Source organism: Streptomyces longhuiensis (genome assembly GCF_020616555.1).
In the GTDB taxonomy this organism is placed as follows: domain Bacteria; phylum Actinomycetota; class Actinomycetes; order Streptomycetales; family Streptomycetaceae; genus Streptomyces; species Streptomyces longhuiensis.
Window position 1 is genome coordinate 1,898,210 of record NZ_CP085173.1, and the last position, 21,531, is coordinate 1,919,740.

Sequence of the window (21,531 nt, forward strand, 5' to 3'; positions counted from 1 at the left end):
TCTCCTTCGGGGCAGTGCCCGTGGCCCACACTGTGTGGACCTCGGCGTCGCCGCAATGATTGCCCCGCCCGGAAAAATGCATCCGGAAATAGAAAAGCGCCCGGCAACGTGAAGTCACCTAAGGCACTTGAAGTATCTATGGGAACCACAACTGCAACTGAGATCAAGACTAGCACGGACCGGGCTTCGGAGCACGGTGAGCCAGAATATTTGGCGCGTCGCCGTGAACCTTCACCCCGGATTGAGCAAATCCGGGGGCTCCGGGCACCTGATATTCACTTCATCGGCGGCTGTCGGACAGGAACGGATAGTCCGTGTAGCCCGTCTCCCCTCCGACGTACATCAGGTACCTGTCCCGGACCTGGTTGAGGGGCGCGCCCACGCGTAGCCGCTCGACCAGGTCAGGGTTGGCCAGGAACGGGCGGCCGAGCGCCACCAGGTCGGCGCCGGCGGCCAGGAGGCGCTCGCCCTGGCTTCTGCCGCCGTCGGCGGGAATCCGCTCCCGCGGCAGCACGGGGTTGGCGATCAGTGTGCCGGTCCAGCGCTTGCGCAGGTCCTGGAAGAGCGGGTTGTCCGGGTCGGCGTAGACGATGTGCAGATAGGCGAGGCCCAGGTCCGAGAGGGCGTCGACGAGTGCGGGGTAGATGTCGTCGGTGTCTCCCTCGTCCATGCCGTTGACGGTGAGTCCCGGAGAGATCCGCAGGCCCACCCGTTCGGGGCCGATCGCGTCCGCGACGGCACGTACGACCTCGACGACGAACCGGACGCGGCCCTCGACCGTTCCTCCGTAGGCGTCCGTGCGGTGGTTGGTGCCCCGGCCGAGGAACTGGTGGAGGAGGTAGCCGTTGGCGCCGTGCACCTCGACGCCTTCGAAGCCCGCCGCCACGGCCTTGCGGGCGGCCTCGGCGAAGTCGGCCACAGTGGTGCGGATGTCGTCGGGCGTCATCTCCCTCGGTACGACGGCGGGCTGGTGGCCGGTCGGCGTGTGGATCGTGTCGGGGAGCGGCACCGGTGAGGGGGCGATCGGCGTCAGGCCGCCGCTGTTGTCGGGGTGGCCGATCCGGCCGCCGTGCTGGAGCTGGAGGAACATCCGGCCGCCGGCGGCGCGGACCTCGTCGGTCACGTGTCGCCAGCCCTCGACGTGGGCCGCGTCGTGGATCGCCGTGATGTTGGCGTAGGTCTGCCCGACGGCGCTGGGCGTGGACGCCTCGGCGATGATCAGGCCCGCGGTGGCGCGCTGGGCGTAGTAGGTGGCCATGACGGGCTGCGGGACGCCGTCCGCGGAGGCGCGGTTACGGGTCATGGGCGCCATGACGAGGCGGTTGGGCAGGGTCAGTGCGCCGAGGCGGGCGGTTTCGAACAGGCGGGACGTCGTCATGGCGGTGCTCCTCGGATCGGGGTGGGTGGTGTGACGGGGTGCGGTGCGGGTGTTCATGAGGTACGCGCCGTGCGGCGGGCGGGGAATCCGTGGGTGCGGGCGGCGACGACCACGGCGAGTACGGGAACCAGGAGCAGGAGGACCGTCCAGGGGAAGGAGCGGGATCCGACCAGGTCGAGGAGGATCCCGCCGACGATTCCGCCGCCGGCCATGGCCACGTTCCAGAGGGTGACGAGCATGGCCTGCGCGGCGTCCGCCGACTCGCCGCCCGCGTCACCCGCGGCGGTCTGCAGGAGCGTGGGGGCGCCGCCCCAGCCGAGGCCCCACAGCGTCACGGCCGCGTACACCAGGGCGGGGCTGTCGGACAGCAGGGCCAGGACGGCTGCCGCCGCGGCGACCAGCAGGGCGGCCGCGAGGGTCAGGGCGCGCAGGTGGCGGTTGATCAGTGCGCCCACGATCCAGATGCTCGCCAGGGACGCGGCGCCGAAGACGAGCAGCACGAGGTCGGTGGAGTTCCCCATGCCGACTCCGTCGAGGAACGTCGCGACGAACGTATAGAGGACGGTGTGGGCGAGGACGAAGACGAGGGTGACGAAGAGGACCGGGGACACACCCGGGACGCGGAGCGCCCGCAGCATCGGCGGCCGGGCCCCCTGGCGCAGTCCTGGCTGGTCGGGGACGGTCGCGGCGATCCAGCCGAGGAGGGCGACGGTCAGGACGGTCATGCTCAGGAACGCGATCTGCCAGTTCACGGCCTTGCCGAGGAACGTGCCCGCGGGAACGCCCAGGGACAGTGCGACCGGGATGCCCGCCATCGCGATCGCGATGGCCCTGCCCTGGAGGTGGGCGGGCGCGAGGCGCCGGGCGTAACCGGCGAGCAGCGCCCAGGCCAGGCCGGCCGCGACTCCGGCCACGAACCGGGCCACCATCGTGAGGGGGAAGTTCGTCGAGAGGGCGGTGACGGTGTTGGCGACGCCGAACCCCGCCATCGCCGTCATCAGGAGCCGCTTGCGGCGCCATCCGGCGGTGGCCGCGGTGAGGGGGATCGCCGTGAGGGCGGTGCCGATCGCGTAGACCGTCACGGTCTGCCCGGTGGCCGATTCGCCGACGCCCAGGTCACGGCTCATCGCGGGCAGCAGGCCCGCGGGCAGGGTCTCCGTCAGGCTCGTGACGAAGACGGCGGTGGCGAGGGCGAGCAGGGCGGGGAGGGGCAGCTTGCGGTTCTCGGTGGCGAAGGCGGTGGCTGGCGCGTCGGCGGGTGGTGTGCGGGTCGGCTCTGTTCTGGTGACGTCTGTCCCGGTCATGCGACGACAGTGCAGGTCGGGGCTTCGGGAACGCTGACGGTCCGCTGACGGTCGGTGGCCGCGGCGTGTGTACGGTGCTCGTATGCGGTTCGGGGTGCTTGGTCCACTGACGGTGCGCGACGGCGACGGGGAGCCGGTCGCGGTTCCCGAGGTGAAGGTCAGGGCCCTCCTCGCCGCACTCCTGGTCCACGAGGGGCGGCCTGTCTCCGCCGACCGCCTCATCGACGGCCTGTGGGGCGACGATCTTCCCGGGAATCCCGCCAACGCCCTCCAGGCGAAGGTCTCTCAACTGCGCAAGGCGCTCGGCCGCGATCGCGTGGTGCGCCAGGCGCCCGGCTACCGGCTCCGTCTCGACGCGGTCGGCGACGAGGTGGACGCCGACCGCTTCCTGTCGCTGGTGGACCGGGCGGGATCCACGGCGGGTCCGCGCGAACGGGCCGAACTCCTCACCGAGGCACTGGAGTTGTGGCGTGGACCGGCCTACGCCGATTTCGCGGACGAGGAGTTCGTCCGCACTGCCGCGCAGCGCCTGACGGAGCAGCGGCTGGCCGTCCGGGAGGAACGGGCCGAGGCGCTTCTGGAGTCGGGCGACCTCACGCTCCTCACCGGGGAGCTGGCGGACCTCGTCGCACGCCATCCGCTGCGGGAGCGGCTGCGCGCCGTCCAGCTGCGGGCGCTGTATCTGACGGGACGGCAGAGCGAGGCGCTCGCCTCGTACACGGAGCTGCGGGGCCGGCTCGCGGACGAGCTCGGCCTCGACCCGAGCCCCGAACTGGCCGCGCTCCACGAGGCCATCCTGCGCCAGGACCCGGCGCTCGCCCCTCCTCCGGCCTCTCCCGCGGACGCCGCGCCGCCGCGGTCCGAACTCCCTAGGTCGAACCTTCCGGCCCCGCTCACCGCGCTCGTGGGCCGTGACGACTCCCTGGCCGAGATCGGTCAACTCCTCGCCACGGAGCGCCTGGTCACGCTCACCGGCCCCGGCGGGGTCGGGAAGACGCGGCTCGCGATCGAGGCGGCCCGGCGGATCCAGGACGCGCCCGACGGGGTGTGGCTGGTCGAACTCGCCGGTGAGGGCGGGAGCGTGGCCGATCTCGCGCAGGTCGTCTCCGCTGCGCTGGGCCTGCGTGACGACGCGCTCTCGGGACCGCCCGGGCAGGGCGCGGCGGCCGCGCCCGAGCAACGGCTCGCCACGGCCCTGCGGGACCGCAGGGCGGTGCTCGTCCTGGACAACTGCGAGCAGGTCGTCGATGCGGTGGCGCGGCTCGCCGGGACGCTGCTGGGCCGCGCACCGCATCTGCGGATCCTGGCCACCACCCAGGAGCCGCTGTGCGTCGGCGGGGAGACGGTCCATCTGGTCGAGCCGCTGCAACCCGGGGACGCGGTACGCCTGTTCGCGGCGCGCGCCGCGGCGGCCGCCCCCGGCTTCTCGCTCGACGAAGCCACTCCTGAGACGCGCGCGGCGGTTCTGGAGATCTGCCGGCGCCTCGACGGCATTCCGCTCGCGCTCGAACTGGCGGCGACGCGCGTACGAGCCCTGGGCGTAGTGGAGTTGGCGGCCCGGCTCGAGGACCGTTTCCGGGTGCTGACGTCGGGGCGGCGGGGTGCGCCGCCGCGTCAGCAGACCCTGCGGGCGGTGATCGACTGGAGCTGGGAGCTGCTCAGCGTTCCTGAGCGGATCGTGCTGCGCCGCCTGGCCGTGCATCGTGACGGCTGCACTTTGGACGCGGCGGAGGAGGTGTGCGCGGGCGACGGGGTGCGCCGCGACGAGGTTCTCGACCTCGTGACGCGGCTGGTCGACCGGTCGCTGGTCGTCGTGGTGACCGGCGGCGGAGGCCCACGCTACCGGCTCCTCGAGTCCGTCGCCGCGTACGCGACGGAGCGTCTGCACGAGACGGACGAACTCGCCGCCGTACGCCAACGCCATCTGCGGCACTACACGGAACTGGCCGAGCGCGCCGAGCCCCGCCTCCGTGGCGGCGGGCAGCGCGAGTGGCTCGGCCGGCTCGACGCCGAGACCGCCAATCTGCGGGCGGCGCTCGACGAGGCGACGCGGCGCGCGTCGACGGGTGGCGCCACCGACGACGCCGTGCGCCTGGCCACCGCCCTGTCCTGGTGGTGGCTGCTGCGCGGCCGTCTGAACGAGGCCCGTCGAGCCCTGTCGGCCGTGCTCGCCGTGGTGCCGTCCGCGGGCGAACTCCAGTCACTGAGCGACGCGTTCGGACTGATGACGGGTGAGCGGCCCTCGGCGGCGCCGCGCCCTGACGTGACGATCGCCGATCCTTTGCGGAGGGGGCGCGCCGTGTGGTTCTCCGCGTACGGCCTGTTCAGGTCGGGTGACCTGGCCGCCAGTGAGGAGGCCGTCTCGCGGGCGCTCGCTCTCTTCGCCGCCACGGACGACCGGTGGGGTACGGCCGCGGCTCTCGGGCTGCGGTCGATGCACGCGCTGATCCGTGGTGACCTGGACGCCCTCGGGCGCGACGGGCTGCGCAGCGTTGCGCTCTTCCGTGAACTCGGCGACCGGTGGGGCGAGTTGCAGACGGTGGAGCCACTGGCGGCGCTCGCCGAGATCAAGGGTGAGTACGCGGAGTCCGCCCGGCGCCACGAAGTGGGACTGCGTATGGCGCGGGAACTCGGCCTGGACGCGGAGGTCTCCGCCCGGTTGTCCGGCCTGGGCCGGCTCGCGCTGCTCGACCGCGACTGGGACCGGGCCGCCGAACTGCACGAGCAGGCTCGGCGATCGGCGTCCGAACAGGGCTACAAGTACGGCGAGCTCCACGCGGAGATGGGCCTCGCCCTCGGCGCACGCCGCTCCGGCGACCTCGATGCGGCACAGGCGCATCTGCTGCGGATCCGCGACGGGTTCGGTGACGTGTCGTCTCAGGCGGGTGACCATCTGCTCCAGGCGGAACTGGGCTTCGTCGCCGAGCTGCGCGGGGACGCGGCCGGGGCGGCCGCCCACCACCTGCTCGGTCTGGACGTCGCCTGCGCCATCGGCGAGCCGCGCGCCGTGGCCCTCTCCCTGGAGGGCCTGGCAGGCGCGGCAGCACTGGCCGGGGACGCGGGCCGGGCGGCCGTACTCCTCGGTGCCGCGGGCGCGGCCCGCCGCGGCGCGGGCGCACCGCTCCCGTCCGCGGAACGCGGCGACGTGGACCGCGTCACGGCGAGGGCGACGGCTGCGCTGGGCGACCCGGCCTTTACGGAGGCGTACCGGCACGGTGCGAACCTGTCATCGGAGAAGGCGGCCCGTACGGCGCGACTCCCCTTCCGGGCTGCCGCGTCAGGTCAGGGCCCTGGGGGCTTCAGCAGGTCGCCCCACTCGGGTCGTTGAGTCACAGCGAGTACGGTCCGCCCACTCCAGCCACGGGCGCCCCTCAGATCCGCCCCGACACGATACGGCGCCGCTCCCCCGCCTCTGCGTCGTGATGGATCGGAGTTCGCGAAACCGTGAGGGGTACCCCCGTGCCGCCCTGTCTCGACGCGATGATTTCCGCCGCGATGGACAGGGCCGTCTCCTCGGGTGTGCGGGCACCGAGGTCCAGCCCGATCGGTGAGTGCAGGCGGGCCAACTCCTCGCTGGTCAGACCGACTTCACGGAGGCGGCGATCACGATCCTCGTGGGTCCGGCGTGAGCCCATCGCTCCCACGAATGCGACGGGCAGCCGCAGCGCGATCTCCAGAAGCGGGATGTCGAACTTCGCGTCATGGGTGAGCACACACAGGACCGTGCGTTCGTCGGTCGTGGTGCGCCGCAGGTAGCGGTCCGGCCAGTCGACGACGATGTCGTCGGCGTCGGGGAAGCGGGCCCGCGTGGTGAAGACGGGGCGCGCGTCGCACAACGTCACGTGGTAGCCGAGGAACTTGCCCGTACGGACCAGAGCCGCGGCGAAGTCGATGGCTCCGAAGACGATCATTCGGGGCGGTGGCGTGCTCGACTCGACGAAGAGCGTCAGGTCGGCGCCGCAGTGGGAGCCGTCGGCCGAGAGGTCGAACGTGCCGGTGCGGCCCGCGGCGACGAGGGCCCGTGCCTCGCCCGCCACGGTGCGCTCGAGACCGGAGCCTCCGGCAAGCCGTCCCTCGTACGATCCGTCGGCCCTCACCAGCAGCGCCCCGCCCCGCAGTTCGTCCGGTCCACGGGCCACCCGGGCGAGCGCGGCCGTCTCGCCGCGGGCGGTGGCCGCGAGCGCCGCCGCGAACACGGGCCTGTCCGGCGCGTCGGCGCGCACCGGCGTGACCAGGACCTCGATGACGCCACCGCAGGTGAGCCCCACGGCGAAGGCGTCCTCGTCGCTGTAGCCGAACCGCTCCAGGACGGACCCGCCGTCCTGGAGCACCTGCACGCACAGTTCGTAGACCGCTGCCTCGACGCAGCCGCCGGAGACCGAACCGATGACCGTGCCCTCGCTGTCGACGGCGAGGGCGGCGCCGGGCGGGCGGGGTGCGCTGCCGCCCACCGACACGACGGTGGCGACGGCGAAGTCCCGGCCCTGTCCGGCCCACCGGTTCAGCTCGTCGGCGATGTCAAGCATCGCCGTCGCCCTCGGCGGGGGCCCCGGCCGACAGGACGCGGTCGGGCCGGATCGGCAGGTGACGGTGGCGGACGCCGGTCGCGTGCCAGACCGCGTTGGCGACGGCCGCGGCCGCGCCCACGATGCCGATCTCGCCGATGCCCTTGATCCCGACGGGGTCGTCGGCATCAGGGTCGTCGACCCAGTCCGCCTCGATCAGTGGTACGTCGGCGTTCGCGGCGAAGTGGTAGCCCGCGAGGTCGGCTCCGACGTGGCCGCCCGTCACCTGGTCCCGGATCGCCTCTTCGTGCAGCGCCATGGACAGTCCCCAGATCATCCCGCCGATGAACTGGCTGCGCGCGGTCAGCGGGTTGACGATCCTGCCTGCGGCGAAGACGCCGAGCATGCGCCGTACGCGCACCTCGCCGGTGGTGACGTCGACGGCGACCTCGGCGAACTGGGCGCCGAAGGAGTGCCGTTCCTTCTGCGCGAGTGCGCCGACGGCGGCGCTGGTGTCGGACCGTACGGTGACTCCCTGCGGCGGGATGTCGCCACCGAGAGCCAACTGCTCGCGCAGGTCCCGCGCTGCGGCCGTGACGGCCCAGCCCCATGAGCGGGTGCCCATGGAGCCGCCCGAGATCGCCGCCGGGCCGAAGTCACTGTCGCCGATGCGCACATGGACCCGTTCCCGGGCCACATCGAGGGCCTCCGCCGCGAGCAGGGTCAGCGCGGTCCTCGCCCCCGTCCCGACGTCGGACGCGGTGATCCGCACGGTGAAGGTCCCGTCGGCCTCCGCGGTCACGGCCGCCGTGGACGGCGCGGCGATCACCGGGAAGGTGGCGGCGGCCGTGCCGGTGCCGAGCAGCCAGCGCCCGTCACGCCGCCGGCCGGGAGACGGGTCCCGGTCCGCCCAGCCGAACCTGCGGGCCCCCTCCTCGAAACAGGCCAGGAGGTTGCGGGAGCCGAACGGCAGCCCGGAGACAGGACCCACGTCCGGTTCGTTGCGGGCGCGCAGCGCGATCGGGTCCATGCCGCACCGCTCGGCGAGTTCGTCGAGCGCGGACTCGACGGCGAAGGAACCCGGAGCCTCACCGGGCGCCCGCATGAAGGTCGGGGTCGGCACGTCCAGGCGCACCACGCGGTTGACGCTGCGGTGGGCGTCGGAGGCGTACATCGGCCGCGCGAACCCGGCGCTCCCCTCGACGAACTCGTGGACCGTCGACGTGAGGCAGTGCGCCTGATGGTCGAGGGCACGCAGCCGCCCGTCGGTGTCGGCGCCGAGCCGGACGCGCTGGGCCGTGGGGCTTCGATAGCCGACGAGCGAGAACATCTGACGTCGGGTCATAACGACCCTGACCGGGCGGTCGAGTGCGGTCGCCGCCATCACCGCGAGGATCTGGTGTACGCGCACGCCCTTGGACCCGAACGCGCCGCCGATGTGCTCGGACCGCACCCGCACCGAGGCCGGGTCGAGGGAGAACAGCTTCGCCAGTTCCTGCGCGACCCAGGTGCTGCCCTGGTTGGAGTCGACGATCTCGAGGCGCCCGTTGTCCCAGCGCGCCGTCGCCGCGTGCGGTTCCATCGAGCTGTGGTGCTCTTCAGGGGTGGTGTACTCCTCGTCCACGACGTGGACGGACGCGGCGAGTTCGGCCGCGAGGTCGCCCTTCTCCACCAGTGTGCCGTCGCCGTCCGGCGTGTAGGTGTCGGGGTGTGCGGAGGAGAACGCAACGTCGTGAGGCTCTTCTTCGTAGCGCACCACGAGCGCCTCGGCGGCCTCCCTGGCCTGCTCGGAGGTCTCCGCGACGACCAGCGCCACCGGCCAGCCCACGAACGGCACCCGGTCGTGCTGGAAGACCTCGACGATCGGGTCGGGGCGCCCCAGCATGCCGAGATAGTTCCCGTCGACGCGCGGCGCGTTGCCGTGGTGCAGGACGGTGAGGACTCCCGGCATCTCACGCACTGCGTCGGACTCGACGGAGCGGATCCGGCCGCGGGCGACGGTGGACAGCACCAGCCAGCCGTGGGCGAGTTCGGCGAAGGGGACGTCCCCCGCGTACCGGGCCGCCCCGGTGACCTTGTCCCGGCCCTCCACGCGCGTGTACGAGGTTCCGACGGCGCTCGTCACCGGGACCGTCGTGGTCGTCGTGGTCATCGGGCGGCCTCCTCGGCGAGCTCGGTCAGCACGGCCACGACGAGATTGCGCATCAGCGTCACCTTGTATCCATTGTGGGGCAGCGTCTCGGCGGCCGCGAGTTCGGCGTCCGCGGCGGCGGCGAAGGCCTCGGCGGTCGCGGGGCCGCCGGTCAGGACGCGTTCGGCCACGCGTGCGCGCCAGGGCCGTGACGCCACCGCCCCGAAGGCGAGGCGCACTTCGTGGACGGCTGCGTCCCGGACGTCGAGCGCGGCGGCGACGGAGCCGATCGCGAACGCGTAGGACGCGCGCTCGCGGACCTTGCGGTAGCGGGAGAGGGCGGCGACCGGCGCCGGGGGCAGGACGACGGCGGTGATGAGCGCGCCGGGCGGCAGCGCCGTCTCCACGTGAGGGGTCTCCCCCACGGGCGCGTAGAACTCCGCCAGCGCCAACTCGCCCGGGCCGTCCACCGTTTCGTACGCGACGACGGCGTCGAGTGCGGCGAGTGCCACTCCCATGTCCGAGGGGTGGACGGCCACGCAGTGCGCGGATGCGCCGAGGATCGCGGCGTTGTGGTGCTCCCCCTCGACGGCGGGGCAACCGCTGCCGGGCGTGCGCTTGTTGCAGGGTTTGGCCAGGTCGGTGAAGTAGCCGCAGCGGGTGCGCTGGAGCAGATTGCCGCCGACGGTGGCCATGTTGCGCAGCTGGCCCGATGCGCCCGCGAGGACGGCCTGCGCGAGCATCGGGTAGCGGCGGCGCACGTCGGGATGGGCGGCGAGGTCGCTGTTGGTGACCGTCGCACCGATGCGCAGGCCGCCGTCCGGCGTCGACTCGATCTCGCCGAGGGGCAGTTCTCGTACGTCGACGAGCCGGGCCGGCCTCTCGACGCCCGTCTTCATCAGGTCGACGAGGTTGGTGCCGCCGCCCAGACAGCGCGCGTCGGGGTCGGCGTCGAGCAGGGCGACCGCGGCGGGCACGTCGAAGACGCGCTCGTAACCGAACTCCTTCATGCGACTGCCTCCGTTCCTGCGGCGCGTGCGACGGCCTTGACGATCGACACGTAGGCGCCGCAGCGGCACAGGTTGCCGCTCATCCGCTCCCGGATCTCGTCGGCGGTCAACGGCGGGACACCCGCCTCCGGCCGCACGTCGGCGGTGACGGCGCTGGGCCAGCCCGCCGCGTGCTCCTCGATGACGGCCAGGGCCGAACAGATCTGGCCGGGGGTGCAGTAACCGCACTGGTACCCGTCGAGGTCGAGGAACGCCTGCTGCACCGGGTGCAGCCCGTCGGCGTCGGCCACGCCCTCGATGGTGGTGATCTCACGCCCCTCGGCGGCGACCGCGAGCTGCAGGCAGGAGACGGCGCGACGGCCGTCGAGGAGCACGGTGCAGGCGCCGCACTGGCCCTGGTCGCAGCCCTTCTTGGTGCCCGGCAGATCGAGTCGCTCGCGCAGGGCGTCGAGCAGGGTGGTGCGGTGGTCGACGGGCAGCGTGTACTTCTCACCATTGATGTTCAGCGTGATGACGCTGGACGTCGATGGGGCCATGATCAGCCTTCTTTCGCTCATGGGGTGCGAGGGCTGTACGTATGCGAGGGCTGTACGTAGAGGAAGAATTTCAGGATTGCGCGCCTGCCGCGCGCGCGTCGGCCGAAAGGCCGATTGCGGTGGCCGGCGACGTTAACCGGAGCCGGATCTGCCGCTATGGTGGACCTAAGCGGACAAGTGTCCGCTACGTCGAACCTAACGGACAGCTGTCCGCTTAGCAAGGGCGTACCGGTTCTTGGCACCGGCGTACGGATTCGTGATTCCCGGAAGGGGGACGGGTGCAGCCGAAGAAGGACGCGCCGCTGCGCTCGGACGCGCAACGCAATCGCGACCGCATCCTGGAAGTGGCGCTGGTCGAGCTGACACGGTCGGCGGACGCCCCGCTGAGCGCGATCGCGAAGAAGGCGGGCGTCGGCCAGGGCACGTTCTACCGCAACTTCCCCAACCGCGAGTCCCTCGTCCTCGAGGTCTACCGCTACGAGATGCAGCAGGTCGCCGACACCGCGTCCCAGCTGCTCGCGGCCCGCGCTCCCGACGAGGCCCTGCGCGCGTGGATGGACCGCCTCGCCCAGTACGCCATGGCGAAGGCAGGCCTGGCGGACGCGCTGCGTCAGGCCACCGCGCGCGGCAGCCTGGCCGCCCTCGGCCACGGCCCGGTGACCTCGGCCATGTCGCTCCTGCTCAAGGCGAACGAGGAGGCGGGCACGATCCGCCCCGGGGTGACACCGGAGGACTTCGCGCTCGCCATCGCCGGGCTCTGGCAGATCGACCCGCACGGCGACTGGCAGTCTCGCGCCGGGTGGCTGTTCGACCTGGTGATGGACGGCCTGCGCGCCGGTGCGCCGGGGGCCGCCTGAGGCGGGTGCCTCCCTCTTGCCCCAGGCCGGGCCCGTCAGGGCGTAGGGGGCCGGGGACGCGGGGGTCTGGGCGGCCCGTCGTCCAGTGCGTCGGGGCTCGTCACGGGTGGCCAGACCGGCCGGTGCGAGGGAGGCAGCGACAACAGGGCCTGGCCGACGGACCGTTGGGCGGGAAGCAGATCGACACTGCCTGTCTGGGTGAGGAGTTCGGTCAGCCGACGCCCCGCCCCGGCCAGGAGGAGCTTGCCGCCCCGGCGGTCCAGCAGCCACCGCATGGCCAGCAGACAGTAGAGACCGCGTGAGTCGCAGAAGGAGAGCGCGGTGACGTCGAGGACGAGGTACGGGTGGCCCGCGTCGACGCAGGCACCGAGCGTGCCCAGGAAGAGGCCCTCACCGCTCTGGTCGAGTTCGCCGCTGACCCGCAGCACCGCGCAGCCTTCGCAGCTCGCCAGCTCGGTGATCATCAAACGGTGGCTCTGCGTGGACATCACACCTCCATCCGGCCGACGTACGAAGGCCCTTGGCGTCGAGCCTCGCACACACCGGCGCCGGTTCCCGAACCGGACGAGTGCCCCGGGGCGGCACGATCAGGCCGTGGCGGGCCCCGGTTCACGGTCGGCACGGGTGCCGGGCGGCCGTTGCGGTGAGGGTCTCCCACCATGCCCCCGATTGCGCGTGTCGTCACCGGTCCGGCGGCGAGCAGCCTGTGCGCGCACCCCGCCGGGGTGTGGCCGACAGGGTGCCTGTCGGCCACACCTCTGGGGCGTACGGCGCGCCCACCCAGGGCATTTCGCCTGACCGTACGGATCCGTCAGGTCTTTCGGCCCTGGCGGATCCGTCAGATCTCACATCGTTCGGAACCGTCAGCTCTTGCCGAGCATCTTGTTCATCTGCTCGATCTCGGCGGTCTGCGCGGTCACCACGTCGGCGGCGAGCCGCGTCGCGGGGCCGTACTTGCCGCCGGACTTCTCGGTCCCGCCCATCGCGACGGCGCCCTCGTGGTGCTTGACCATCATCGCGAGGAACTTCTTGTCGAAGTCGACGCCGGAGGCCTTCTTGAGCTCGTCCATGTCACCGGCGCTCATCATGCCGGGCATGGACGAGGACATGTCGTGACCCATGCCGGACATGTCGGCGGGGACTTCCTCACCCCACGCGGTGAGCCAGCCGGACATGTCCTCGATCTCGGGGTCCTGGGCTCCCTCGATCCTGGAGGCGAGGCTCTTGACGTCCTTCGACGCGGCGCGGCCCTCGGCCAGTTCGGCCATCTCGACGGCCTGGCGGTGGTGCTGGATCATCTCCTTGGCGAAGGAGACGTCGGCGCTGTTGTGACCTTCGGCGTCGTTGCGGCCCTCTGCCTTGGCGTGGTCGTCGACCTGGGGCGAGGCGGACGCGGCCGAGCCGGATTCCTTCGCCCCCATGTCGCGCCCCCCGGCCGACTTGTCGCTGCCACAGGCGGCGAGCACCAGGGCGGCCGCCCCTACGGTGGCGGCGAAGGCGGCGCGGCGGACGAACGTGCGGTGTGCGGTCATGCGGTGTGCGGTCATGCGGAACTCCTGATGCTGATCTTGGGTGAAGGGCTCGCGCGTGCGCGGCGCCGCCCCTTGGGGCGTGCGGTGCCGCGCGGGCCGTTCTAGATCCGCAGGAGTTGGAGTTCCGAGAGTGACGGCGGGGCGCGGCCGCCGTCGGGGCCCCTGCCGGCCGACGAGGCGTGGGCCTCCGGGCGGGCGGAGCAGGCCACCACGTCGGGGAGCATCGCGGGCGCGACTGTCGGGGATCCGGCGACGGAGGCGGAGGCGCAGACCGAGTCGGCGTGCGCCATGTGCCCGCCGCAGCCGCCGTCACCGTGGTCGCACAGGTCGGAAGCCGAAGCCTTGACACCCTGCTGTCCGGGCCCCGCATGGTCACCGGCGTCCGCTGCGGCACCCGCACCCATGGCGGACGCGGCCGCGGGACGCATCTCGCCGTGCGCGCCCGCCGGCACGGGTCCCAGGCCGTGCATGCCGAGCAGGCCCAGGAGCACGGTGCCTACGAGCAGCCCGAGGAACCGCAGCGTCAACTGCGGTCGCGCGGGCGGTCCGAGACGGGTGGTCACCGCTGCATCGTAGGCAGAGAGGACCGGCGTGCGCGCTCCGGGGCCGCCGCGGGTCAGCCGTTCGTGGCCGCGGCCGGGGTTCGCCCGGAAACCAGTAGGGGCTCCCCCGGAACGGGAACGGCCGGAGGCCCGGGACAGTCGTCGTCCCGGACCTCCGGCCGTACTCGTGTCAGGAGCCTCAGGCAGCGGCGGGGGTGGCCTGCTCGCTCAGGCGGCCGACGACCTCGGTCAGCGCGGTCGCGACCTCGGAGTCGTCGGCGGGGTGGGTCTCGGCGAAGCGGGTCACGGAGCCGGGGATGGACAGCTTCACGTCCTCGAGCACCGCGGCACCGGCGATACCCGCGGCCTTGCGCGCGTCGTCCTGCGCCCACACGCCGCCGTACTGGCCGAACGCGGTGCCGACGACGGCGACCGGCTTGCCGGAGATCGCGCCGGCGCCGTACGGGCGGGACAGCCAGTCGATGGCGTTCTTCAGGACGGCCGGCATGGTGCCGTTGTACTCGGGCGAGAAGAGGAGGAAGGCGTCGGCCTGACCGGCGGCCTCGCGCAGCCGCGCGGCAGCGGCGGGGACGCTGCCCTCGACGTCGATGTCCTCGTTGTAGAAGGGCACGTCGGCGAGGCCCTCGAAGAGCTGGATGTCGGCGCCGGCGGGCGCGTGCTTGGCGGCGGCCTCGGCGAGCTGACGGTTGTGGGAACCGGCGCGGAGGCTGCCGACGAGGGCGAGGATGCGAACAGACATGGCATAACTCCAGACAAGGGCGTACGGATCTCGTGCACAGTCCAACCGGACCGAAGTCCGTTTAAAGTTGTACCACCTATCCGGACCGCGGTCCACTTGTCGGCTCCCGGCGCTACTCTGAAGCCATGACCGGCCCTATCCCACCCCTCGTCACGACGTCCGGCACCCAGGGCGGACCGACCGACCTCGCCCTGACACCGGCGGGCGAGCAGCCTGCCCTGCGGGCGGACGCGGCGCGTAACCGCACGCGCCTGCTGGAGGCCGCGTCACGCCTGATGTCCGACTGCGGGGCGGCGAACCTGACCATGGAGGCGGTGGCGACGGCTGCCGGAGTCGGCAAGGGGACGGTCTTCCGGCGCTTCGGCGACCGGACCGGGCTGCTCATCGCCCTCCTGGACCACCGGGAGCGGCAGCTTCAGGCGGCGTTCCTCTCGGGCCCGCCACCTCTGGGGCCGGACGCGCCCGCCTTGGAGCGCCTGCACGCCTTCGGGCCTGCCCTCATCCGTCACGAGCGGGACCACCACGAACTGATCCTCGCCGCCCGCACGGACCCGCTGCGCAACTACGCGGTCCCGGCGAACCGCCTGCGCCACACGCACGTCACGCTGCTGCTGCGCCAGGCGGGCGTGCGGGGCGACACCGATCTCCTCGCGCACACCCTGCTGGCTGCCGCGGACACCGCGCTCGTCCACCATCTGACCGTCGAGCGGGGCATGCCGCTGGACCGCGTGGAGGCGGGCTGGCACGAGCTGCTCGACCGGCTCGCGCGAACGTCCTAGCCGGACCGGCTCGCGTACGGGACGTCCCAGCCGGACCTTCTCTGCACCAACTCGGCCCCGGCTTCCGCGAGTGCCCGGTGGAGCGAGGCGACCGAGGGGGACTTGCCCGCGTTTTTCCCCGCCTTGACGGTGAGCTTCTTCGCGATGTCGGGGACGGGGACGCCCTTGTCCTTCAGCGCGACGGCGAAGGTCAGCATGTTGGGTCCGCCTACGACGGCGGCTGCGAAAATCGCTGTCCGATTGTCGGAACGCAGTGATAGAGATTCACGGTGACCATGACACTCGAGTTCCCCGTTCTGCTGCGACTGATCGACGAACGGTCGACTGCCTTCCGCGCCGCGGTCGCCTCCGCGCCCAGCCTCGACGTACAGGTGCCGACCTGCCCCGAATGGACGCTGTTCGATCTGGCGGAGCACATCGGCGAGGGGCGCCGCGACTGGGCCGCCACCGTCGCCGCAGGACCTGCTCCGGCCAAGTCCGCAGCGGAGGGCGCCCCGGCTGCGCCTCGGGAGCGCGAGGCCCTGCTGACCTGGTTGGCGGAGTCCACGGAGCAACTGCTGGACGCATTGCGGAAGGCCGGCCCGGATCGCGGTTGCTGGGCGTGGTGGGAGACGTTGCAGTCGCCGCACACCTCCGGTGCCGTAGCCCGGCACCAACTCCAGCAGATGACGGTGCACACGTACGACGCCCAGATCACCGTAGGTGCCCCGCAGCCACTGCCGGACGAGGTGGCGCTCGACGGTGTCGACGAGTTCCTGTCCACCTGCGTCACAACGGCAAGTGCCTGGCCGCACAAGCCCGCTGTCATCGACTTCCACGCCTCCGAGGGCCGCTCCTGGCGCCTCTCGCTCTCCGCCGACGGCGCACGGAGCGCCCGCCTCCCCGGGCCCGGCACCATGCCGGCCACCGCTGCCGGCCAGGACCCGGACGCCGCCTCCTTCTCCGTTCGGGGCACGGCCAATGAGCTGGTCCTCATCCTGCACGACCGAATCCCGATCGACTCCCTGAAGCTCGACGGCGACCGACGTCTCTTCGAGCAGCTCAGCGCCTGGGACCCGGATGAGTAGGACGTGACGATGCGTCACCTCGTGCGCCCCGGGGCATGCCTCCCGCCAACGGCTACAACCACGCCGTGGTGGCCTCGGGGCCGCGGGGGGGAGCAGACCGTCACGGCCGCGAAGCGGCTGACCAAGGCGGCGGCTCACAAGCTGATCGGTGCGCCTGGTCGGCGCTGCCGGTCGTAGCGCTGACAGACCGGGACGGTGCCGTGCTCGTCCCGGTGGCGCCGGATGACCTGGGCCAGGACGTGAGGGTTGATCTCCCCGATCTGTTTCCACCACAACTTCACCAGCTGGTGGATGGCGTTGCGCCGGGTCGAGCAGTCCATGCTCGCGCAGCGGCGGCGAAGGTGCTTGACCCTGAAGCAGGTCCCGGACTGCTCGATTGCGCAGTTGGTGGCGGTCGACGGCCTCCCCGACCGTGAGCCGGCCGCGGGTGACCGCGCCGCGCAAGGTGCGTGGGACGGACTCGGGGAAGTGCCCCATGTCGTGCAGGACCGGCCAGGCCAAGGCCGCGGCGAAGGTCCGGTCCTTGATGTCCTCACCGGCGAGACCGTGCTCGCGGGCCTCGACCGCGCAGTGCAGCAGACCTTCCGCCGTCAGGTCCTTGAGCTCCATCCCGAAAACGGTCAGTGCGCAAGCGATGTCAGGACATCGACCGCCCACAACACGCGGACCCAGCGCAACAGGTCGTTCCCGTAACTCCGGCAGGTCAGCGGGCTGACCTCACCCAGCATCGGATCCAGCAAGTAGCTGTTGACCGACGGAATCCGCCGCCCCGCCCCATCAATCACCACCCACGGCAGCGACTCCCTCTCCCCGGCGACAACCGCACCGCTCTTCGGCAGGCGAACCCGCCCGTCCATCACCTCTCTGTGCATCCTGGAGGTCTCATGTACCAACGCGCCGCGATCCTCGACACCCGCCACCCTCAAGTCGAGCCGATCACCGACTCAGTGCAGTCGACTGACCGGTCCACGCACACGTCCTGACCAGCGCGCGCAAGCGCCCCACGGCCGACCGGTCACGAAGCCGTATCCGGCCCGTCCGGGCCCCAGGAGTCGGGGCCCGCATCATGCCAGTCGATCAGTTCCGGGTCGTCGACGGCCGTGTCCGCTTCGGGAAGGCCCGCGGCGCGCAGGAATTCGAGGACGTCGAGCAGGTTGTACGCCGTCCCCACATCCTTGCCGCGAATCGTCACCCGTCGACCGCCGTCAGGCAGGGGCGGGTGCACGGTCACGGGCGCACCTTCGGCCATACCTCAAGAATGGTCCCGGGAACCGGAAAACGCACCCCCACTCGAACTTTCATTCGAATGCCGCCCCGCCTGCGCCCCCACTGTTGCGCCACCCCTCCTGTGCCGCCCCGCCGACGCGGCTCCGCCTACGCCGCTCCGGCCTGCCGCCGGTAGCCGCCCGGGGCGAGCCCGTACTCCCGCTTGAACGCCTTGGCGAAAGCGAACTCCGAGCCGTAGCCGGTGCGGGCGGCGACCGTCGTCAGGGGCGCGTCCGACTCCCGTAGCAGCCGGGCCGCCGTCGTCATGCGCCAACGGGTCAGATACGCCATGGGCGGCTCCCCCACCAGCGCGGTGAACCGCCTGGCGAACGCGGCGCGGGACAGCCCGGCCCGCTCGGCCAGCGACTCGACGGTCCACTGGGTCGACGGGTCGCCGTGCATGGCCGCGAGCGCGGGCGCGACGGCCGAGTCGCCGAGCGCCGCGGCCCAGCCCTGCGCGGCGGAGGCGGGCTGGTCGTCCAGCCAGGCGCGCAGGATGTAGAGGAGCAGCGAGTCGATCAGTGTGGGGACGATGCCGTCCGAGCCGATCCGCGGATTCTCCAGCTCGGAGCCGAGGAGCTGGACCGCGGCGCTCAGCTCCGGGTGACGGCCGTGCCGCGTCGACAGGTGGACCACCTCGGGCAGCTGGCGCACCAGCGGGTGCGGGCGGCCCTGGTCCAGGTGGTAGTTGCCGCACAGCAGGCTGGTCTCGGGGCCGTCCCCGCCGAGCGCCACCGAGCCGATCGGCGACCCCTGCCGGAAGTGCTCGGCCCTGGGCTCCTCGGCCGCGCTGGACGGGTGGTCGGCGAGGATGTGACCCCGACCGTCGCGCAGGAAGACAACATCACCCGGGCTCAGCGGGATCGGCTCCAGATGCGGGCCCGAGTCCTCCAGTGGGACCAGCCAGCAGGTCCCGTACAGCACCACATGAAATCCGGCGCCGGCGACCGGAGGCAGGCGCAGGCCCCAAGGAGCGCGGCCGTTGGTGCGGACGGACGCCGGGCGTCCCGTGCGCATCGAGGCCAGCGCCTCGGTGAGGATGTCCATCCGGCCTCGCCCTCCCTGGTGCGGCCCGTCCCGGTCAGACCGTCAGGACAATCTTGCCCTGTACATGTCCCGAGGCGACGAGCTCGTGCGCCTTGCCCGCCTCCGCCAGGGGGAACGTCTCCTCGACGTGCGGTCGGATCGCGCCCGCGTCGACGAGTTCGGCGATCGCCTCGAGCGCGGCGTAGTCCGGCTCGACGGAGATGCCGGCGAAGCGCCGCCCGGCCGCCTCCACGCGCGCGGCGAGCTCCGGGTCGCCGTGTTCCAGGATGCTGATGAGCACGCCGCCGGGACGCAGCGCCCCGAGCGAGCGGTCCCCCTGGGCGAGCGAGTCGAGGACGATGTCGGCGTCCTCGACCACGTCGGTGAAATCGGTGGTCCGGTAGTCGATGACCTCGTCGGCGCCGAGGCCGCGGAGGAAGTCCTCCCGGGCCGCACTGCCGATGGCGGTCACCTGGGCGCCCCGCGCCTTGGCGATCTGCACGGCGAAGTGGCCGACACCGCCCGCCGCCCGCTGGATGAGAACCCGGTCCCCCTCCTTCACGCCGGCGGCCTGCACGAGGCCCTGCCAGGCGGTGAGCGCTGCCAGGGGGATGGCGGCGGCGTGCACGTGGTCGACCGACGCGGGCTTACGGGCCAGCTGGCGGGACGGGGCCGCGACGTACTCGGCGTATCCGGTGGCGGCACGGGGGAAGAACGGCATCCCGTAGACCTCGTCGCCCACGGCGAACCGGCTGCCGGGGGCGGCCTCCTCGACGACCCCCGAGATGTCCCAGCCGACGCCGAACGGGGGCTCGCCGAGCAGCGGGAAGGCGCCGGACCTGACGGCCACGTCCACCGGGTTGACCGCGCTGGCGTGCACCTTGACGAGAACCTCACCGGAGAGCGGCTTCGGCCGCTCGGTCTCCACGACCTCGAGAACCTCGGGGCCGCCGAAGGACTGCTGGATCACTGCGCGCACGGTAACTCTCCCTGTTCCAGGTGGGGTTGAGGGCGCCGGCCCGGGATCCGGTCCGGCGCCCCGCTCGATGTCCCCCACCATAGGGAGCCCGAATGAGCCGCTGAATAGCCTTCCGTCTCGGCTACATGTCCCAGCGTCTCGATGGCCGGGATCCCCGGCCATGCTCACTCGGAGGGAGTCCCGCGCCGCCGGCCGGCGCGCTGTGGCAGACCTCCGGCGCCGTCCGGCCACCACGGACCCCGGAGCCGTGGCCTGGATCACACGAGGACGAGGGTGGCCTGCGGAATGCCATGGGGGCCGGAACGGTTGGCACACGCGGATTGCATGCTTGTGCACATACCGACTGGCACCTAAGAGGAGCACTCTGTGACTGACGCCGTGTCGCCTGTTTCCCGCGCTGCCGAGATCCTGTCCCGCCCTGTCGCCCTGAACGGTCTGAAAGTCCCGAACCGCATCGCGATGGCGCCGATGACGCGCATGTTCTCGCCGAACGGCGTCCCGGGCGAGGACGTTCGGTCCTACTACTCCCGCCGCGCCGCCGCGGGCGTGGGCCTGATCGTCACCGAGGGGACCTACGTCGGCCACGAGTCGGCCGGGGAGAGCGACCGGGTGCCGCGCTTCCACGGCGAGGAGCAGCTGGCCGGCTGGGCGAAGGTCGCCGAGGACGTGCACGCGGCGGGCGGCACGATCGTGCCGCAGCTGTGGCACATCGGCATGGTGCGCCAGCAGGGCAGGCCGCCCTTCGCCGAGGCCCCGGCCGTCGGCCCGTCGGGCCTTCGCATCGACGGCACCGAGGGCACGGGCAAGGCGATGACCCAGGGCGACCTGGACGACGTCATCGGCGCGTTCGCGCAGGCCGCCAAGGACGCCGAGCGCATCGGCTTCGACGGCGTCGAGGTGCACGGCGCCCACGGCTACCTGCTCGACCAGTTCCTCTGGGCCGGGACCAACCGCCGTACCGACGCCTACGGTGGCGACGCCGTGGCCCGTACGCAGTTCGCCGCCGAGATCGTCGCCGCGATCCGCGAGAACGTCTCCCCCGAATTCCCGGTCATCTTCCGCTACTCGCAGTGGAAGCAGGAGGCCTACGACGCGCGGCTCGCCGAGACCCCGGACGAGCTCGAGGCGATCCTCAACCCGCTCACCTCGGCCGGCGTCGACGCCTTCCACGCCTCCACCCGCCGCTACTGGAGCCCTGAATTCGACGGCTCGGACCTGAACCTCGCGGGCTGGACCAAGAAGCTCACCGGCAAGCCCACCATCACGGTCGGCTCCGTCGGCCTGGACGGCGACTTCATCCGCGCGTTCATGGGCGAGGGCTCAGCGGTCAAGGGCATCGACGACCTCCTCGACCGCCTGGAGCGCGACGAGTTCGACATGGTCGCCATCGGCCGCGCTCTGCTCCAGGACCCGGAGTGGGCGGCGAAGGTCCTGGAGGGCCGTTTCGACGAGCTGAAGCCGTACGACGCGGCAGCGGCGCTCAAGACCCTGAGCTAGCCGACACAGATGCCGAAGGGGCCCGCCCGTCGAGACCCGCATCCGGGGAACAGCCGGCGACCGGCGACGACTCGACGGATTCCTTCCGTCAAGCCGGGCTGGACGTCGAGCCTCCTCGGCGGCGGGACGGGCCCGCCAGTCACCGGGCTTCTCTGCGGGACCGCGGGCCGCCGCCGGCTCGACGGCGGCAGCCGGCTCGTCGCCTGAGGCGAGGTCGGCCCGCTGCACCACCCGACCTTGCCGGGCCGGTACCACCGAGGATCCACCCCGAGACTCTCGCGGCGGCATCCGAGCAATGTCGGCCGGAAGGTGTGTGACACACGCCGCCACCCACGAGGCCGCGAGCCGCCCGACCGTCCACG

Annotated in this window: 20 protein-coding genes; 6 read left to right on the plus strand and 14 right to left on the minus strand. The window is 72.2% G+C overall.

All coding sequences use genetic code 11. The annotated features are described in order from the left end of the window. Positions 1–280 precede the first annotated feature (280 nt). Together LGI35_RS09010 and LGI35_RS09015 are read right to left on the minus strand one after the other, a co-directional pair. Positions 281–1,378 carry an alkene reductase gene (locus tag LGI35_RS09010; RefSeq protein WP_227293372.1) on the minus strand — a complete coding sequence of 366 codons (1,098 nt, stop codon included), beginning with the start codon at positions 1,376–1,378 and terminating at the stop codon, positions 281–283. A 53-nt stretch (positions 1,379–1,431) separates the two neighbouring features. Further along, positions 1,432–2,682, minus strand: a complete 1,251-nt coding sequence (locus LGI35_RS09015; protein ID WP_227293373.1) for an MFS transporter — start codon at positions 2,680–2,682, stop codon at positions 1,432–1,434. A gap of 82 nt (positions 2,683–2,764) precedes the next feature. On the opposite strand from LGI35_RS09015, the gene LGI35_RS09020 reads away from it, so the two are divergent. Then, positions 2,765–6,010 carry an ATP-binding protein gene (locus LGI35_RS09020; protein ID WP_227293374.1) on the plus strand — a complete coding sequence of 1,082 codons (3,246 nt, stop codon included), beginning with the start codon at positions 2,765–2,767 and terminating at the stop codon, positions 6,008–6,010. Between the two features lie 43 nt (positions 6,011–6,053). Here the strand turns inward: LGI35_RS09020 and LGI35_RS09025 are convergent, their stop codons facing one another. From LGI35_RS09025 to LGI35_RS09040, 4 genes are read right to left on the minus strand one after another with little or no spacing between them, the layout of a single operon-like run. After that, positions 6,054–7,208 (minus strand): XdhC family protein, encoded by a 1,155-nt coding sequence (locus LGI35_RS09025; RefSeq protein ID WP_227293375.1) that lies wholly within the window; start codon positions 7,206–7,208, stop codon positions 6,054–6,056. Then, on the minus strand, positions 7,201–9,339 hold the full coding sequence (locus tag LGI35_RS09030; RefSeq protein ID WP_227293376.1) for a xanthine dehydrogenase family protein molybdopterin-binding subunit: 2,139 nt from the start codon (positions 9,337–9,339) through the stop codon (positions 7,201–7,203). The genes LGI35_RS09025 and LGI35_RS09030 overlap by 8 nt, the downstream gene beginning before the upstream one ends. Further along, a complete protein-coding gene (locus LGI35_RS09035) occupies positions 9,336–10,328 on the minus strand; it encodes an FAD binding domain-containing protein (protein ID WP_227293377.1) in 993 nt (330 codons plus the stop codon). The genes LGI35_RS09030 and LGI35_RS09035 overlap by 4 nt, the downstream gene beginning before the upstream one ends. Next, complete coding sequence (locus LGI35_RS09040; protein ID WP_227293378.1) at positions 10,325–10,864, minus strand: (2Fe-2S)-binding protein; 540 nt, start codon at positions 10,862–10,864, stop codon at positions 10,325–10,327. Before LGI35_RS09040 ends, LGI35_RS09035 begins: the two co-directional genes overlap by 4 nt. Before the next feature lie 278 nt (positions 10,865–11,142). Here LGI35_RS09040 and LGI35_RS09045 point away from each other — a divergent pair, with 278 nt between their 5' ends. Beyond that, complete coding sequence (locus tag LGI35_RS09045) at positions 11,143–11,721, plus strand: TetR/AcrR family transcriptional regulator (protein ID WP_227293379.1); 579 nt, start codon at positions 11,143–11,145, stop codon at positions 11,719–11,721. A gap of 35 nt (positions 11,722–11,756) precedes the next feature. Here the strand turns inward: LGI35_RS09045 and LGI35_RS09050 are convergent, their stop codons facing one another. The 4 genes from LGI35_RS09050 to LGI35_RS09065 form a co-directional block, all read right to left on the minus strand. Continuing rightward, positions 11,757–12,209, minus strand: coding sequence for an STAS domain-containing protein (locus LGI35_RS09050; protein ID WP_227293380.1), 453 nt, complete (start codon positions 12,207–12,209; stop codon positions 11,757–11,759). A 375-nt stretch (positions 12,210–12,584) separates the two neighbouring features. Continuing rightward, positions 12,585–13,253, minus strand: coding sequence for a DUF305 domain-containing protein (locus LGI35_RS09055; protein WP_227300251.1), 669 nt, complete (start codon positions 13,251–13,253; stop codon positions 12,585–12,587). Positions 13,254–13,354: 101 nt separating this feature from the next. After that, entirely contained in the window at positions 13,355–13,816 is a 462-nt protein-coding gene (locus tag LGI35_RS09060) for a DUF6153 family protein (protein WP_227293381.1), read from the minus strand. A gap of 178 nt (positions 13,817–13,994) precedes the next feature. Further along, positions 13,995–14,555 (minus strand): NAD(P)H-dependent oxidoreductase, encoded by a 561-nt coding sequence (locus LGI35_RS09065; RefSeq protein WP_227293382.1) that lies wholly within the window; start codon positions 14,553–14,555, stop codon positions 13,995–13,997. Positions 14,556–14,680: 125 nt separating this feature from the next. Here LGI35_RS09065 and LGI35_RS09070 point away from each other — a divergent pair, with 125 nt between their 5' ends. Continuing rightward, positions 14,681–15,334 (plus strand): TetR/AcrR family transcriptional regulator, encoded by a 654-nt coding sequence (locus LGI35_RS09070; RefSeq protein ID WP_227293383.1) that lies wholly within the window; start codon positions 14,681–14,683, stop codon positions 15,332–15,334. Here the strand turns inward: LGI35_RS09070 and LGI35_RS09075 are convergent. Then, on the minus strand, positions 15,331–15,531 hold the full coding sequence (locus LGI35_RS09075; protein WP_227293384.1) for a hypothetical protein: 201 nt from the start codon (positions 15,529–15,531) through the stop codon (positions 15,331–15,333). The two genes, LGI35_RS09070 and LGI35_RS09075, sit on opposite strands and share 4 nt — an antisense overlap. A gap of 72 nt (positions 15,532–15,603) precedes the next feature. Here LGI35_RS09075 and LGI35_RS09080 point away from each other — a divergent pair, with 72 nt between their 5' ends. Both LGI35_RS09080 and LGI35_RS09085 read left to right on the plus strand, forming a co-directional pair. Further along, positions 15,604–16,401, plus strand: a complete 798-nt coding sequence (locus LGI35_RS09080; protein WP_376567782.1) for a maleylpyruvate isomerase family mycothiol-dependent enzyme — start codon at positions 15,604–15,606, stop codon at positions 16,399–16,401. Between the two features lie 246 nt (positions 16,402–16,647). Next, positions 16,648–17,094, plus strand: coding sequence for a hypothetical protein (locus tag LGI35_RS09085; protein ID WP_227293385.1), 447 nt, complete (start codon positions 16,648–16,650; stop codon positions 17,092–17,094). A 322-nt stretch (positions 17,095–17,416) separates the two neighbouring features. Here the strand turns inward: LGI35_RS09085 and LGI35_RS09090 are convergent, their stop codons facing one another. From LGI35_RS09090 to LGI35_RS09100, 3 genes are all read right to left on the minus strand, one after another. Continuing rightward, positions 17,417–17,632, minus strand: coding sequence for a hypothetical protein (locus LGI35_RS09090; RefSeq protein ID WP_376226566.1), 216 nt, complete (start codon positions 17,630–17,632; stop codon positions 17,417–17,419). 143 nt (positions 17,633–17,775) lie between these two features. Beyond that, positions 17,776–18,714 (minus strand): AraC family transcriptional regulator, encoded by a 939-nt coding sequence (locus tag LGI35_RS09095; protein ID WP_227293387.1) that lies wholly within the window; start codon positions 18,712–18,714, stop codon positions 17,776–17,778. Positions 18,715–18,748: 34 nt separating this feature from the next. Next, positions 18,749–19,672 (minus strand): NADP-dependent oxidoreductase, encoded by a 924-nt coding sequence (locus LGI35_RS09100; protein WP_227293388.1) that lies wholly within the window; start codon positions 19,670–19,672, stop codon positions 18,749–18,751. A gap of 366 nt (positions 19,673–20,038) precedes the next feature. Here LGI35_RS09100 and LGI35_RS09105 point away from each other — a divergent pair, with 366 nt between their 5' ends. Beyond that, complete coding sequence (locus tag LGI35_RS09105; RefSeq protein WP_227293389.1) at positions 20,039–21,169, plus strand: NADH:flavin oxidoreductase; 1,131 nt, start codon at positions 20,039–20,041, stop codon at positions 21,167–21,169. The last annotated feature ends 362 nt before the right edge of the window (positions 21,170–21,531 follow it).

What these genes read in the sequence shown, in the direction of transcription:
- LGI35_RS09055 (WP_227300251.1), bottom strand. Translation starts at nt 13,253, where the DNA reads ATGACCGCACACCGCACGTTCGTCCGCCGCGCCGCCTTCGCCGCCACC.
- LGI35_RS09040 (WP_227293378.1), bottom strand. Translation starts at nt 10,864, where the DNA reads ATGGCCCCATCGACGTCCAGCGTCATCACGCTGAACATCAATGGTGAG.
- LGI35_RS09065 (WP_227293382.1), bottom strand. Translation starts at nt 14,555, where the DNA reads ATGTCTGTTCGCATCCTCGCCCTCGTCGGCAGCCTCCGCGCCGGTTCC.
- LGI35_RS09050 (WP_227293380.1), bottom strand. Translation starts at nt 12,209, where the DNA reads ATGTCCACGCAGAGCCACCGTTTGATGATCACCGAGCTGGCGAGCTGC.
- LGI35_RS09070 (WP_227293383.1), top strand. Translation starts at nt 14,681, where the DNA reads ATGACCGGCCCTATCCCACCCCTCGTCACGACGTCCGGCACCCAGGGC.
- LGI35_RS09010 (WP_227293372.1), bottom strand. Translation starts at nt 1,378, where the DNA reads ATGACGACGTCCCGCCTGTTCGAAACCGCCCGCCTCGGCGCACTGACC.
- LGI35_RS09035 (WP_227293377.1), bottom strand. Translation starts at nt 10,328, where the DNA reads ATGAAGGAGTTCGGTTACGAGCGCGTCTTCGACGTGCCCGCCGCGGTC.
- LGI35_RS09030 (WP_227293376.1), bottom strand. Translation starts at nt 9,339, where the DNA reads ATGACCACGACGACCACGACGGTCCCGGTGACGAGCGCCGTCGGAACC.
- LGI35_RS09020 (WP_227293374.1), top strand. Translation starts at nt 2,765, where the DNA reads ATGCGGTTCGGGGTGCTTGGTCCACTGACGGTGCGCGACGGCGACGGG.
- LGI35_RS09025 (WP_227293375.1), bottom strand. Translation starts at nt 7,208, where the DNA reads ATGCTTGACATCGCCGACGAGCTGAACCGGTGGGCCGGACAGGGCCGG.
- LGI35_RS09015 (WP_227293373.1), bottom strand. Translation starts at nt 2,682, where the DNA reads ATGACCGGGACAGACGTCACCAGAACAGAGCCGACCCGCACACCACCC.
- LGI35_RS09075 (WP_227293384.1), bottom strand. Translation starts at nt 15,531, where the DNA reads ATGCTGACCTTCGCCGTCGCGCTGAAGGACAAGGGCGTCCCCGTCCCC.
- LGI35_RS09095 (WP_227293387.1), bottom strand. Translation starts at nt 18,714, where the DNA reads ATGGACATCCTCACCGAGGCGCTGGCCTCGATGCGCACGGGACGCCCG.